Below are 14,840 nucleotides of genomic sequence, written 5' to 3'. Positions count from 1 at the left end.
GGTCTGTGCCAGCGCCACGGACGGCACAAAAGTGAACCCGCCAAGAGTCACCGCGATAAGCGAATGCGCGGCGATGCCGGTTTGTTTATTGCGAGGCTTAGCGCCCCGCTTATTTCTACGGCTGTTCAACACCAGAAGCCTCCGATCTCATGTATCGCGAAGAGGTTAGGTTCTCGCCCGGGCCCCATCGCGGGCCCGCAAGCTCGGGCGACTGACGCGCTGCTACTTACGTCATGTAATTCTTTCAGTAAACGGCGCGGGCTGCAGCGAACGCGTCCGATACGGCGGAGCGCGTCCGGGATGGCGGGCAGGACGGCCGTTCGGCAGCCTTGATGTGCGTCGCAGCAATGCGGAAAGAGCCAGCGATCCGACGGTGGTGTGCAAGATATGCGCCAACCGTGTGGAGAATTGATGAATGGATGGTCGGCGGCCTCTATTTACGGCAACGCGCTGCGTGCATTCAGAGCGGGAATGTCGTCGTCGACAGGATTTCCTTCAACACCATGAACGAGCGGATCTGCCGCACGCCGGGCAGATACAGCAGTTGCTCGGCGTGCAGACGGTTGAAGCTATCGCTGTCGCGCGTGCGGATCACCATGAAATAGTCGAACTCGCCGGTCACGACGTGGCACTCCATGCAGCCGGCAACTTTCTGCGCGGCTTTCTCGAACTCGGCAAACGATTCGGGCGTCGAGCGATCGAGCACCACGCCGATGATCACGAGCATCCCGGCGCCGGCCGCCTTCGGGTCGAGCAGCGCGACCACGCCGCGGATTAGCCCCGACGCCTTCAGCCGTTCGACCCGCCGCAGGCAGGCCGGCGCGCTGAGCTTGACTCTTGCCGCAAGGGCGACGTTCGAAATCGACGCGTCGGCTTGCAACTGCCGCAGGATCGCGCGATCGATGCGATCGAGCGCGGGCAGCGGATCGGGATGGACCGCACGGGTGGAAGACCGCGCGCCGCGCGCGGAAGTACGCCGGATTTTCGTTGCGTTCATCACGTTGTCCGCGGAATTTTATTAAGGAAAGCTCGCCTGGTGTTTTTCGAACGTACGTCTCGTGAGTTATTTTCGCAAGCTCATTTCGCGCAGCTTTCCCTACCATGGATGTACTGTTTGTCACCCCACGGAGCCGCGATGAACCTGCAACGATTCCCCCGTTACCCGCTCACTTTCGGCCCGACGCCGATCCAGCCGCTCAAACGTCTGAGCGAACATCTGGGCGGCAAAGTGCAGCTCTATGCGAAGCGCGAGGACTGCAACAGCGGCTTCGCGTTCGGCGGCAACAAGACCCGCAAGCTCGAATATCTGATCCCCGACGCGCTGGCCCAAGGCTGCGACACGCTGGTGTCGATCGGCGGCATTCAATCGAACCAGACCCGACAGGTGGCGGCGGTCGCCGCGCATCTCGGCCTCAAATGCGTGCTCGTGCAGGAGAACTGGGTCAACTATTCGGATGCGGTGTACGACCGCGTCGGCAATATCCAGATGTCGCGGATCATGGGCGCCGATGTGCGTCTGGTGCCCGACGGCTTCGACATCGGCTTTCGCAAGAGCTGGGAAGACGCGCTCGACAGCGTGCGCGCGGCCGGCGGCAAACCCTATGCGATTCCGGCGGGCTGCTCGGATCATCCGCTGGGCGGGCTCGGCTTTGTCGGCTTCGCGCAAGAAGTTCGGCAGCAGGAAGCCGAACAGGGGTTCAAGTTCGATTACGTGGTCGTGTGCTCGGTGACCGGCAGCACGCAGGCGGGCATGGTGGTCGGGTTTGCCGCAGACGGCCGCGCCGAGCGCGTGATCGGCATTGATGCATCGGCGAAACCCGCGCAAACGCGCGAGCAGATCACGCGCATCGCGAAGCAGACCGCCGAGCGCGTCGAACTCGGCCGCGACATCACCGCGCAGGACATCGTGCTGGACGAACGCTACGGCGGCCCGGAATACGGTCTGCCGAATCCGGGCACGTTGGAGGCGATCCGCTTATGCGCGAGGCTGGAAGGCGTGTTGACCGACCCCGTCTACGAGGGCAAGTCAATGCACGCGATGATCGACAAGGTGCGCAATGGCGAGTTTCCCGAAGGCTCGCGCGTGTTGTACGCGCACCTCGGTGGCGTGCCGGCGTTGAGCGCGTATAGCTTTATTTTCCGCGATGGTTGAAGGTGGCTGAAGGTGGCTGGAAGGTAGCCGGGAGTGGCTGGCGGTGCCTGGCCTTGGCCGGTTAACCCACCAGCCTTGTCTGCAGATGCGTGCGCAGGAATTCGACGAACGCCCGGATCGTCAACGAGCTTTGCCGATGCCGCGGATATACCGCGTAAACGCCCGTCGCGGCCGGCAGGAATGCTTCGAGGACCGGCACCAGCTGACCCGCGCGCAGCGCATCGGCGACGATAAAGTCCGGAAGCCGAACGATGCCCAGACCGGCGACGGCCGCATCGCGAATCAGGTCGCCGTTGTTGGCGCGTAGCGGCCCGCGCACCTCGACGCTCTTCACCGCGCCGTCGATTTTGAAGTCCCAGCTCACCGCGCCGCCATGGCCGTACAGCAGACACTCGTGGCGCGCGAGATCAGCCGGCGCGGCCGGCGTGCCGCGCCGCCGCAGATACGCGGGGCTGCAACACGCGAGCATGCTCACGTCGACCAGCTTCTGCGCGATCAGCGACGAGTCGGGCAATGTGCCGATACGGACCGCCATGTCGAAGCCCTCGCCGACCACGTCGACGGTACGGTCGCTCAGCTCCATGTCGAAGCGCACGTCGCGATGCTCGCGCAGAAACGACGTAACCAGCGGCGACAGATGCATCACGCCGAACGACATCGGCGCGCTCACCCGTAGCAGCCCGCGCGGTCCGGCGCGGCGCAGCGACATTGCCTGCTCGGCCTCCTCCACCTCGCCGAGAATCCGCTTCGCCCGTTCGTAGAACTCCTGGCCGAGATCGGTCACGGCCAGCTTGCGCGTATTGCGGATCAGCAATTGCACGCCAAGCGTTTCTTCGAGCGCCATCACGCGGCGGCTCACGAACTGTTTCGACAGCGACAGCCGGTTCGCCGCGGCGGTGAAGTTATGGGCGTCGACGGTTGCGACGAAGATTCGCATGTCATCGAGTTGCATCGAATTGTCCACTGTAATGAGACACTTATTCGCATTTCCTTTCGATTATACGCATCTCGATTGACCTAAACTGTCGTTCATGGATCGCAGCCAAACATCTGGCACGGATCGCCGAACAACTCAAGGAGAATCAGCATGCTCGAAGTCAGACACGCGAATCAACGTGGCCGCGCGGAACACGGCTGGCTTAGCTCGCGTCACACGTTTTCGTTCGCGAGCTATCACGATCCGAAGCAAAACGGCTTCTCCGACCTGCTCGTGATTAACGACGACCGCGTCGCGCCGGCGCAAGGCTTCGGCAAGCATCCGCATCGCGACATGGAGATCTTTTCGTACGTGCTGGAAGGCGCGCTCGAGCACAAGGACACGATGGGCACGGGCTCCATCATCGTGCCGGGCGATGTCCAGTTGATGAGCGCAGGTACGGGCGTCGCGCACAGCGAATACAACCATTCGAAGAGCGAGCCGGTGCACTTTCTGCAGATCTGGATTGCCCCGGCGCAGCAAGGAACGGCGCCACGCTATCAACAACGGAATTTCAGCGCGGATGACAAGCGCGGGGTGTTGCGGCTGGTGCTGTCGCCGGACGGCGCCCAAGATTCGCTGCAGTTGCAGCAGGACGCGCGCGTGTACGCGGGGCTGTTCGACGGTGACGAAACCGCGCGGCTCGAACTCGCCGGCGACCGCTATGCGTACGTTCACGTGGCACGCGGCAGCGTCACGGTGAATGGCGCCGAACTCGGTGAAGGTGACGGCGTACGGGTGCGCGGCGAGCAAGCGCTCAGCTTCTCGCAAGGTCACGACGCGGAAGTGCTGGTATTCGACTTGCGCAACATCGAGACCTCGGCACTGTGGGCTTGATCGCAGTCGCTGTATGAACGCTGGACGGTAGTGAATGAGAAGGCCGCCGATGCCTGGCGGCTTTTTCTCATCGGACGTGACGCACAAGTGCCCGACAGCGCTGAGTTCATCCACAAATAAAAATGGCGGCCCGCAGGCCGCCATAATCATTGCAAGAACATCGAACTACGGCATCAAACCGTTGCTTCGGCTTCTAGCTCGGTCTCTTCGTCCGCGCTGGTGCGGATCAGGTGATCGAATGCGCTCAGCGATGCTTTCGCACCGTCGCCCACCGCGATCACGATCTGCTTGAACGGCACCGTGGTCACATCTCCGGCGGCGAATACGCCCGGCACCGAGGTGGCGCCGCGTGCGTCGACGACGATCTCGCCGTGCTTCGACAGTTCGACCGTGCCCTTCAGCCATTCGGTGTTCGGCACGAGACCGATCTGCACGAACACGCCTTCGAGTTCGACCTTCTTCACTTCACCCGACGCCAGGTCCTTGTACACGAGACCGTTCACCTTGTTGCCGTCGCCGGTGATTTCGGTGGTCTGCGCCTGCGTGACGACAGTGACGTTCGGCAGGCTGCGCAGCTTGCGTTGCAGCACTTCGTCGGCGCGCAGCGTCGCGCCGAATTCGAGCAGCGTGACTTCACGCACGAGACCCGCGAGATCGATTGCCGCTTCGACGCCGGAATTGCCGCCGCCGATTACCGCGACCCGCTTGCCCTTGAACAGCGGACCATCGCAGTGCGGGCAATACGCGACACCGTGATTGCGGTATTCGTTCTCGCCCGGCACGTTGATCTGGCGCCAGCGCGCGCCGGTCGCGAGGATGATCGTCCTGGCCTTCAGCACCGCGCCGTTGACAAGACGCACTTCGTTGATGCGCCCCGGAATCAGCGCTTCGGCGCGCTGCACGTCCATGATGTCCACTTCATAGGTCTTCACGTGCTGTTCGAGCGCGGTTGCGAACTTCGGTCCTTCGGTTTCAGTCACCGACACGAAGTTCTCGATCGCGAGCGTGTCAAGCACCTGGCCGCCGAAACGCTCGGCTACGACACCCGTTCTGATGCCTTTGCGCGCCGAGTAAATCGCGGCCGCCGCACCTGCCGGGCCGCCGCCGACGATCAGCGTATCGAATACCGGCTTGTTCTCCAGTTCCTTCGCGGCGCGTGCGCCAGCGTTGCTGTCGAGCTTCGCGAGGATTTCCTTCACGCCGCTGCGGCCCTGGCCGAACACGTCGCCGTTCATGAACATCGTCGGTACCGCCATGATCTGGCGCGCTTCGACTTCGTTCTGGAACAGCGCGCCGTCGATCGCGACGTGACGGATGCGCGGATTGATCAACGCCATCACGTTCAGCGCCTGCACGACTTCCGGGCAGTTCTGGCACGACAGCGAGAAATACGTTTCGAATTGATAGTCGCCGTCGAGATTGCGGATCTGTTCGATCACCGCGTCGTCGAGTTTGATCGGGTGGCCGCCTACTTGCAGCAATGCCAGCACGAGCGACGTGAATTCATGTCCCATCGGAATACCGGCAAAACGGATGCCGGTGCCCTTGCCCGCTTCTCCAATCGAAAACGACGGCTTACGCTCGCTGTCGCCGCGACGCTCGATCACCGTGACGCGCTCCGACAACGTCGCAATGTCGTTCAACAGGGCCAGCAGCTCCTGCGATTTTGCGCTGTCGTCGACCGACGCGACCAGCTCGATCGGCTTGCTGACTTTTTCGAGGTAGGTTTTCAGTTGAGTCTTGAGATTGGCGTCGAGCATGGCGTTGCGTGTTCCGTGACGAGGGGTGGGAATCCCGGCACGGCACCGCGCTCGGATAGAACGCGGGCGGCCGGGGACACGCGAAGCGCCGTATCAGGCGCCTCGCGCTGTGATGCGCCGGGGAGTTCCCGGCCGATGCACATTTTTAAAACCGCAGCCAGAAAGGCTGCGAAGACCTTTAGATCTTGCCGATCAGGTCGAGCGACGGGGTCAGCGTTTCGGCGCCCGGCGTCCACTTCGCGGGGCAGACTTCACCCGGGTGAGCAGCGATGTACTGGGCTGCCTGGACCTTGCGCAGCAGTTCGCCCGCGTCACGGCCGATGCCGTTGTCGTGGATTTCGCACAGCTTGATTTCGCCTTCCGGGTTGATCACGAACGTGCCGCGCAGCGCGAGGCCTTCTTCTTCGATCAGCACGTCGAAGTTGCGCGAGATCGCGAGCGTCGGGTCAGCCAGCATCGGGTACTTGATCTTCTGGATCGTGTCCGACGTGTCGTGCCATGCCTTGTGCGTGAAGTGCGTGTCGGTGGACACGCTGTAGATTTCAACGCCGAGCTTCTTGAATTCTTCGTAACGATCGGCCAGATCGCCCAGTTCGGTCGGGCACACGAATGTGAAGTCGGCCGGGTAGAACACGAAAACCGACCACTTGCCCTTCAGGTCTTCTTCAGTAACGGTCTCGAAAGCGCCGTTGTGATAAGCCTGTGCTTTGAACGGTTTCACTTGACTGTTGATGATCGGCATTTGCTGAGTCCTCTTTCAAGGTGGTTGGAAAGTAAAGCCAGTATGTCAGACTGCACGCGATAGGTAAAGCGGATTGTTCCAATCATATTGATAGTCCCAAACTATTTATTTTTCTACCGCCGGCTATCGGATTGTCCGGCAGCCCCGTTTGCGGGGGTTGTCTCAGTTCTTCAGCAGTCGCCACAGCGTGGTTCGACTGATACCGAGCGTGCGGCTCGCCGCGGCGCGATTGCCTCCTGAATTCTCGAGGGCGCGCAATGCATCGTCGCGGGTGGGGGTCGCTCGGGGCGGCGCGCTCACTGCACCGCCCGTTGCGGCGTTCGCGGACGCGTTGCCGCCCGCGAAGACCGCTGCCGGGCCGGTCCGTCCGAACTCCGGAAACACCGCATGCCAGTCTGGCAACGCGCTGGAGGGCGAGTTCCCAGCCAGACCGTCCGCCGGATCGCCGGCCAGCTCACCGACATAAATCGCGGCGCGCGCGAGCAGATTTTCCAGTTCGCGGACATTGCCAGGCCATGCGTAGGCCTCGAAAAGCGGATCGAGCAACGCGAGTACCTGTTCGATCGCCGCCGCCGATAACCCGTACTGCGGCGCGGCACGCGCCACCAGATGACGCGCGAGCGGCGCGATATCGGCTCGCCGTTCCCGCAGCGGCGGCAATTTTATCTGAAGCAGATTTAACCGGAAATACAGGTCCGCCCGGAATGCGCGCTGCTCCACCAGCGCATGCAGGTCGCGGTGCGTCGCCGCTATCACGCGCACGTCGACTGGCGTCGCGCGGCCCGCGCCAAGCTTCATCACTTCCCGCTCCTGCAACACGCGCAGCAGTCGGCTTTGCAACGCAGCCGGCATTTCGCCGATTTCATCGAGAAAGATCGTGCCGGTGTGCGCGATCTCAAAGAGGCCCGGCTTGCCGCCGCGCCGCGCGCCGGTGAATGCCCCCTCCTCGTGGCCGAACAGCTCGCTTTCGATCAGTCCCTCGGGCAGCGCCGCGCAGTTGAACGCGACGAACGGATTGCCGCACCGCCGGCTCGCGTTGTGGATGCCCTGCGCGACCAGCTCCTTGCCGGTGCCGCTTTCGCCGGTCAACAGCACAGTCGCATCGTGCGCGGCGCCGGCACGCGCGAGTCGGCGCACCCGCGCGAGCGCGGCCGATTCCCCGATCAGGTCGTCGAGCCGATGCCGTGCGACCAGCTGCCTCGGCCGCTGACTGGTGCGCAACGACCGGTCGATCCGCTGCGCGACCAGCGCATCCTGCGCGGTGACGACGAACCCGGCGCGCGCGCCCTGCTCGACGATCGGCATGCAGTTGACGCTCAGCGCGCGCCCGCCGATCTGCTCGATGCGCTCGTCGACCGGCGCCTGGGCCGCCCGCACGTCGCGCAGCAGCGGCGCGAGCGCGCGCGCGACCTGCAGCCGCGCGCGGTTTGGCTGCGGCTCATCGGCGAGGCCGAGCAGATCGAGCATCGCGGGATTGACGGCTTCGAGCTGGCCGGCGTCGTCGAACGCCGCGACGCCGTCGCGCAGATGCGCGACGATGGTGTTCAGCCGCATCCGCCGCGATTCTTTCTGGCGGCTCACGCGTGCGAGTTCGACCGAACGCTCGAACGCCTCCTCGACAGCGCCGAGCGAGTACAGGAATACGCTCTCCATGCCGGCCTGCTGCGCCAGATCGCAGGCCATGCCCGGTCCGATGATCACGCCGCAGCCCGCGTCGGCGAGCTGGCGGACCGCGAGCCGCACGTCGTCGATCGAGCGGTACGCGCGCTGCTTCAGATCGACGTTGAACCACGGGCCCAATTCGTCGAGTTCGTGCGAGATCGTTTCGTGCAGCACGAGACCGATTCGCGCGCCGGGCCAGGTCGTCGTCGCGCGTGTGATCGCGTTCAGCACGTCGAAGCCGTTGACCTTGACCATCACGACCGGCACGTTCAGATGCGCCTGCAGATACGCGCCATTCGAGCCGGCGGCCAGCACGACATCGACGGAACCGGCCTCCACATATGCTTGCAGCGCCGCTACAGCCGCCGCATAGCCCTCGCGGACCGGAAAAAATCGTGCGCGTGCGGCATAGCGCGGCGCGACAGTCTCGCAAAGCGACTGCAAGCGGCTGATACTGACGAGTGCGACGCCCGGCAGAGCGGTGCCCGGATTGGCGGCGAACGACGTGAAGGGGGACATTCCGGCTCTCCTGGGTTAAAGCTGCGTTTCATAGCAGCGGCAGCGCAATCCGCTTGGCGGTTTTGAAACGTTTCGTGAAACGTTCCATGGAACGCCGACGTATTCTGGCACCAAACGCCCGATTTCGCCCGCAGGCCGCAAACGGTTGACCAAAAGGCAGACCGGCCGTGGCGGCTCGAACCGCCTGCCGTGGCACGCTTCCTGCACAACTGAGCCCGCGTTTCACCACCGTTTCAGTTTCATCTTCTGGAGACCCAAACCATGACCACTTCCGCCACCCGCCGCGCCGCGTTTCGCGCCAAGGTCAACCAGCGTCAGGGCCTGCTCGTGCCCGGCGCGTTCAACGCGATGAGCGCGCGCGTGATCGAGGAGGCCGGTTTCGAGGCGGTCTACATCACCGGCGCGGGTGTCACCAACATGTCGCTCGGGCTGCCCGATCTGGGCTTCATCGGCCTCGCCGAAGTCGCCGAGCACACTGCCAGGATTCGCGACGCGGTCGCGCTTCCGCTGATCGTCGATGCCGACACCGGCTTCGGCAACGCGCTGAACGTGCGCCAGACGGTGCGCGTGCTCGAGCGCAGCGGCGCGGACGTGATCCAGTTCGAAGACCAGGTGATGCCGAAGAAATGCGGTCACTTCTCCGGCAAGGAGGTGGTCGCCGCGAGCGAGATGGCTGGCAAGATCCGCGCGGCCGTCGATGCGCGCGAGGACGGCAACCTGCAGATCATGGCCCGCACCGACGCGGCGGCGGTCCACGGCATCGAGGACGCGATCGAGCGCGGCCATCGCTTCATCGAGGCGGGCGCAGACATTCTGTTTATCGAGGCGACCGAATCGCTCGCCGACATCGAACGCCTGCCGTCGCTGTTCGACACGCCGCAACTGATCAATATCGTGATTGGCGGCAAGACGCCGGTTCAGTCTCGCGACGCGCTCGCGAAACTCGGCTACGGCATCGTGCTGTACGCGAACGCGGCGCTGCAGGGCGCGGTGCTCGGTATGCAGCGCGCACTCGGCACGTTGAAGAGCAACGGCCGCCTCGATGAGGACCCGACGATCGTCGCGCCGTTCAGCGAGCGCCAGCGGATCGTCAACAAGCCGCTGTACGACCGGCTGGACAAGGAGTACGCGGCGAAGGATTGAGCCGCGCACGCAGATAAAGGCACGCTTGAGCATTGCCTCGGATACTTGAGTCGGGCGCGCGCGGTGCTTGCACGATGTACCGCAACGCCCGGCGGTATGGTGTGATCGATTGCGTTACGATTCGGGACTGGCAATCAGACAGGCTGACGCTGTCGCCCGCCCGCCGTGGCCGTTCGCCGCCCTTCACGGGCCCGGATCGCCTCGGTGTCGCCTCCGCGCGGGCACCGGCCAGACGCAATCGAAAGGTATAAGCAAGCATCATGATGTCACTCAACTCGCGCGCACCGCGCTCGCCCGCCCACGCTCATCTTCCCGCGCGCACGCGCGTCCCGGCGGAGTCCGCGCAATGAGCGGCGCTACCCGCAACGCGCATGTCGGCTGGCTGCCGTACATCGTCGCCGCCACCTTTTTCATGGAGTACCTCGACAGCACGGTGATCGCCACCGCGCTGCCGCAGATGGCGCGCTCTTTCGGCGTCGGCCCGAACAGCCTGAGCCTCGGCATGACCGCCTATATGCTCGCGCTCGCGATCTTCATTCCGGCGAGCGGCTGGGTCGCCGACCGCTGCGGCAGTCGCACGGTGTTCGTCAGCGCGATCAGCGTGTTCGTGGTGGCATCGGTACTGTGCGGGTTGTCGCAGACCGTGCCCGAGTTCGTCGCCGCGCGGCTGCTGCAAGGCATCGGTGGCGCGATGATGGTGCCGGTCGGCCGACTGATCGTGGTTCGCAGCACCGAAAAAAGCCGCATGATGCAGGCGATCTCGACGATCACCTGGCCGGCCATCGCAGCGCCGGTGGTCGGCCCGCCGATCGGCGGCTTTATCACCACCTATGCGTCGTGGCGCTGGATTTTCCTGCTCAACGTGCCGTTCGGTCTCGCGGCGATCGCCGTCGCGCTCGCGATGGTGCCGAATCTGCGCGACACCGCGCGCAAACCGCTCGACGGGGTCGGCCTGGTGCTGAGCGCGATCGCGCTGACCGCGCTGCTGTACGGCGCGGACCTTGCGAGCCAGCCGGCCACGAACCCGTGGGTCGGGGGCGCGGTCGTGCTCGGCGGCCTTGCCGTCGGCGTGGTCGCGTTTTTCCACGCGAAGCACCATCCGTCTCCGCTGATCGATGTTTCCACGCTGAAGGTGCCGACCTTCTCGGTGACGGTCGTCACCGGGTCGCTGACGCGCATCGGCATCGGCGCGGTGCCCTATCTGATGCCGCTGCTGTTCCAGCTCGGCTTCGGGCTGTCGGCATTCCGCTCGGGCCTGCTGCTGCTCGCGAGCGCAGTCGGCAATCTCGGCATGAAAGCGCTGACCACGCCGATCCTGAAGCGCTACGGTTTTCGCATGGTGTCGATCGTCGACGTGACGATCGCCGGCATCTTCACCATCGCGTGCGGACTGCTGACGCCCAACGTGCCGCTCGCGCTCGTGCTGATCGTCGTGTTCGTGTACGGCGTCGCGCGCTCGATGCAGTTTTCGACGCTCGCCACGCTCGCCTACGCCGATATCGCGCAGCCGCAAATGAGCGCGGCGAGCACGCTGTGGAGCGCGGCCGCGCAGATGACCATCGGCCTCGGCATCGCGTTCGGCGCGGTGTCGCTGCGGGTGGCGGCCCATCTGAACGGCGAGATGACCGGCCACGTGTTCACGCTCGACGATTTTCGCCTCGCGTTCCTGTTTGCCGGCGTGCTGACGTTGGTATCGGTGATCGGCTATCTGGGGCTCGCGCGCGATGCGGGACAGAGCGTCGGTGGCGGCTCGCGCGGCGGCTCGCGCGGCGGCGAAAATGCCGCGAAGGGCTGACGCGAACGCTGACCGACACGCCCAACACCAACGCACGCGGCACGACTGCAGAGACCCGCGGTGCAAAAGCGCGAGTTGCTCGCGCAGCCACTTCGTGAACATCGACCTCGCGCCGGCAACGACCGGCGCATGGCCATGCCGCGTCCGCGCTCAGCGGCCCAATTGCCCGCGATAAAGCAGCAACCCCCGGCGCGCCTGCTGCCTCAGCAGGCGCCGCACGAACGGCGACCAGCCGAGCAGCGTGCCACGGACCCCCATCGCCTGACGCATCCAGAGCCACAGATCGAAGCTGTCGCGGTGTTCGACGATCAGCCCGGAGCGGAACACGAAGCGCGCGTCGATCCGATTGACCACGTCGCGACCCGTCTGACTGAAGCGGTAGCGGGCCACCCATTGCGCGCGGCCGTCATGATCGTCCGCCTCGATGTCGCCGAAGGTCAGCGAGAAGTCCTGCGCGTGTTTGACGAGCATGCGCCACATATCGTGGACTTCCTCGCCGACGAGTTCGCCGAAGGCGGGATCGCTGAAGACGACGTCGTTGGCATAGCACGCGACCATGGTGTCGGCGTCGCGTTGCTGGAAGGCGGTGTAGAACCGTTCGATCAGCTCGATGTTGGGATGGCTCATGGTTTTCGCGTCGTGCGTTGCGGGAGCGCGAGGCGTTGCACTCCGGAAAATCGCCCGCGCGGGGTACGCGGCGGGCGTGGCGCACACGATATCGGAAAACAGCGCGGATGGGGGGGCTGGGCGGGGGATTGCTATGTGGCCCGCAGGTGGGTTCGCCGCGATCCATTCAGCGGGCTGAGCGACGCTACCCGCCCCCCACCGTCACCCCACCGTCACCCCTGCGACACCACCCCCGTCGGCCGCGCGAGCTCTTCCCGCCCCGCGAGCCGCCACACCCCCGCTGCCACCACTGCGGCCACGACTGCGGCCAGTCCCAAGGCCGCGGCGAAGCCCTCCGCGAAGCTCGCATGCGCGGCCATCGTCAGCGTCGCGCGCAGCGCCGGCGCGAGTTGCCCGGTGGCCTGCGCGGTGTCGCCCGCCATCACGCGCGACAGGAAACCGGCGGCGAGCGCGGCCCGCACGGGCGGCGTCAGCGGCGTGCCGGCCACGAACGCGGCGTGGGTGCGCGCCGCGAGCACCGCGCCGAGCACGCCGACCGATGTGACGATCGCGCTAAAACGCGTGGTGGCGCTGATGCCCGACGCCATGCCGGTCCGCTCCGGCGGCACGCACGCCATGATCGCCTTCTGCGTGTCGCCGTTCAGCACGCCCGCGCCGAGCCCCGTCACGATCATCCCGCACGCGACCCAGGCGTAACGCTCGCCGTTGGCGGCGAGCGCGGTCAGCAGATTGCCGAGCGCGATCAACAGCAGGCCCACGCTCAGCAGAATCATCGGCGGGATGCGCCTGCCGAGCGCCGCGCCGACGTACGGGCCCACCACCATCGCAAGCGCGAACGGCAACATGCCGACACCGGCGGCGACGGCCGGCAGACCGAACGCGTTCTGCAGATACAGCGGCAAGAACGTCATCATCACCTGCGCGCACGCGGCGTAGCCGAACATCGCGAGCACCGCGGCGACGAAGCGCGGCTGACGGAACAACGCGAGATCGACCATCGCATGCGCGCGGCGCCGCTGCAGTTGAATGAACGCACCGCTCAACAGCACGCACGCCGCGAGCCGCGCACCGGTGGCCCAGCTCGCGAGACCGTTCGACGGCACTTCGATCAACGCCCAGATGCCCGATGCGAGCGCGAGGCCGAACAGCAGACTGCCGGCGGCATCCAGCGGACCGGGCGCCGGATTGCGCGACTCGACGAGTTCGCGCGATGCGCCCCAGCCAAGCACGGCGCACACCGGCAGATTGAGCAGAAAGATCCAGCGCCAGCCGAGCCATTGCGTGATCACGCCGCCGACCAGCGGCGCGACGGTCGTGGCGACGCCCATGCAGGTGCCCCACACGGCCCATGCGCGCACGCGCGCCGGGCCGTCGTGAAAGGCGTTGGCGATCACCGCGAGCGCGGCGGTCAGCAGCATCGCGGCGCCGATGCCCTTGATCGCGCGCGCGACGTTCAACGCCAGCGCCGATGGCGCGACACCGCAACCGAGCGACGCGATAAAGAACACCGCGAGCCCGGCAAGCAGCATGCGCTTGCGGCCGACCCGGTCGGCCAGCGCGCCCGCGGGCAGCAGGCACGACGCGAAGGCGACCATATACGCGCTGACCACCCATTCGACGTCGGCGAAGTTCGCGTGAAACGAGCGCGCAATCGACGGCAGCGAGACAGCCACGACATTCGTATCGAGCACGATCAGCGCACAGGTGGCCGACGCGATGGCCAGCACCCACGCCGGACGCGCGGTGGCTGTTTGCGCGGCGCGCGCGCGATGATCAACAGGGGATGACATGGGCAGGGATCGCCACGGGGATGGGACAGATGGGAAACCGGATCGGCAGGTGACGTCATCGTAACGGTCTGTCTATTGCCTGTCATTGCCATAGAATCGCAGAATAATTAGCGATCAGCGCAATACTGAAAATCATGCGACAACTTGAACTGCGCCACATCCGTGCCTTCGTTTGCGTCGCGCAACAGCTGCACTTCGCGCGCGCCGCCGACGAACTGGGCATCGCCGCGCCATCACTGACGCGGCTGATCCAGGAGGCCGAACGGCTGCTCGGCGTGCGGCTTTTTTACCGTACGAAGCGCTCGGTCGCGCTGAGCGCGGCGGGCAACGCGTACCTGAGCGAAGCGCTCGCCGCGCTCGATCATCTCGAGCGCGGCGAACAGCGGGCGACGCTGGCCGAGCGCGGCGAGCTGGGGCGCATCGAGCTCGGCTATGTCGCGTCGGCGGTGTATGCCGGCGTGCTGCAGACAGCGGTCGGCGGCTTTCGCGACACCCATCCGGGCGTCGACGTATCGATCCGCGAAGTGGCGATGGACGCCGTTGCCGCGATGCTCGGCGACGGTCAGCTCGACGCCGCCTACGTTCGTCCGCCGATGCCGCTCGCGAGCGGCATCCAGAGCGCGACCGTGCACCGCGACCGGTTCGTGCTCGCGTTGCCGGCCGCCTCGCCGCTAGCGGCCTGCGCAAGCGTGCGGCCCGCGCAGTTGCGCGATCAATGTTTCGTGCTGCCCGAACAGGAATCAGGCACCTTCGAGCTAGCGCGGCGCGGGCGTTTCTCGCCGCGGCTCGGACCACGCCCCGGCACGCTCGCGGCCGTACTCGCATGCGTGTCTCTCG

The 14,840-nt window shown here is 65.4% G+C and carries 12 protein-coding genes; 5 read left to right on the top strand and 7 right to left on the bottom strand.

What is annotated here, in order from left to right; translation table 11 throughout:
- Positions 1-460: 460 nt before the first annotated feature.
- Complete coding sequence (locus tag VGH68_RS01675) at positions 461-997, bottom strand: Lrp/AsnC family transcriptional regulator (RefSeq protein WP_331601768.1); 537 nt, start codon at positions 995-997, stop codon at positions 461-463.
- Between the two features lie 138 nt (positions 998-1,135).
- Between VGH68_RS01675 and VGH68_RS01670 the strand changes: the two genes are divergently transcribed.
- On the top strand, positions 1,136-2,152 hold the full coding sequence (locus tag VGH68_RS01670; protein ID WP_331601767.1) for a 1-aminocyclopropane-1-carboxylate deaminase: 1,017 nt from the start codon (positions 1,136-1,138) through the stop codon (positions 2,150-2,152).
- Positions 2,153-2,213: 61 nt separating this feature from the next.
- Here VGH68_RS01670 and VGH68_RS01665 read toward each other — a convergent pair whose 3' ends face one another.
- Entirely contained in the window at positions 2,214-3,104 is an 891-nt protein-coding gene (locus VGH68_RS01665) for a LysR family transcriptional regulator (protein ID WP_331601766.1), read from the bottom strand.
- A gap of 135 nt (positions 3,105-3,239) precedes the next feature.
- Between VGH68_RS01665 and VGH68_RS01660 the strand changes: the two genes are divergently transcribed.
- Positions 3,240-3,965 (top strand): pirin family protein, encoded by a 726-nt coding sequence (locus VGH68_RS01660; protein ID WP_331601765.1) that lies wholly within the window; start codon positions 3,240-3,242, stop codon positions 3,963-3,965.
- A gap of 173 nt (positions 3,966-4,138) precedes the next feature.
- Here VGH68_RS01660 and ahpF read toward each other — a convergent pair whose 3' ends face one another.
- From ahpF to prpR, 3 genes are all read right to left on the bottom strand, one after another.
- Positions 4,139-5,725: an alkyl hydroperoxide reductase subunit F gene (gene ahpF, locus VGH68_RS01655; protein WP_331601764.1), complete on the bottom strand. Its 1,587-nt coding sequence runs from the start codon at positions 5,723-5,725 to the stop codon at positions 4,139-4,141.
- Between the two features lie 178 nt (positions 5,726-5,903).
- On the bottom strand, positions 5,904-6,467 hold the full coding sequence (gene ahpC, locus VGH68_RS01650; RefSeq protein WP_331601763.1) for an alkyl hydroperoxide reductase subunit C: 564 nt from the start codon (positions 6,465-6,467) through the stop codon (positions 5,904-5,906).
- A gap of 162 nt (positions 6,468-6,629) precedes the next feature.
- A complete protein-coding gene (prpR, locus tag VGH68_RS01645; protein ID WP_331601762.1) occupies positions 6,630-8,648 on the bottom strand; it encodes a propionate catabolism operon regulatory protein PrpR in 2,019 nt (672 codons plus the stop codon).
- A 261-nt stretch (positions 8,649-8,909) separates the two neighbouring features.
- Between prpR and VGH68_RS01640 the strand changes: the two genes are divergently transcribed.
- Positions 8,910-9,791 (top strand): oxaloacetate decarboxylase, encoded by an 882-nt coding sequence (locus VGH68_RS01640; RefSeq protein ID WP_331601761.1) that lies wholly within the window; start codon positions 8,910-8,912, stop codon positions 9,789-9,791.
- Between the two features lie 346 nt (positions 9,792-10,137).
- On the top strand, positions 10,138-11,586 hold the full coding sequence (locus VGH68_RS01635; protein WP_331601760.1) for an MFS transporter: 1,449 nt from the start codon (positions 10,138-10,140) through the stop codon (positions 11,584-11,586).
- 150 nt (positions 11,587-11,736) lie between these two features.
- On the opposite strand, the gene VGH68_RS01630 is transcribed toward VGH68_RS01635, so the two are convergent.
- Positions 11,737-12,213: a nuclear transport factor 2 family protein gene (locus VGH68_RS01630; RefSeq protein WP_331601769.1), complete on the bottom strand. Its 477-nt coding sequence runs from the start codon at positions 12,211-12,213 to the stop codon at positions 11,737-11,739.
- Positions 12,214-12,425: 212 nt separating this feature from the next.
- Positions 12,426-14,003, bottom strand: coding sequence for an MFS transporter (locus tag VGH68_RS01625; RefSeq protein ID WP_331601759.1), 1,578 nt, complete (start codon positions 14,001-14,003; stop codon positions 12,426-12,428).
- Between the two features lie 134 nt (positions 14,004-14,137).
- Between VGH68_RS01625 and VGH68_RS01620 the strand changes: the two genes are divergently transcribed.
- On the top strand, positions 14,138-14,840 hold a 703-nt coding region (locus tag VGH68_RS01620; RefSeq protein ID WP_331601758.1), incomplete at its 3' end, for a LysR substrate-binding domain-containing protein.

The sequence above is a fragment of the Paraburkholderia sp. genome, from assembly GCF_036488505.1.
Lineage (GTDB): Bacteria > Pseudomonadota > Gammaproteobacteria > Burkholderiales > Burkholderiaceae > Paraburkholderia.
Note: the sequence above shows the minus strand (reverse complement) of the source record. Positions and strands in the feature narration are given on the sequence as shown.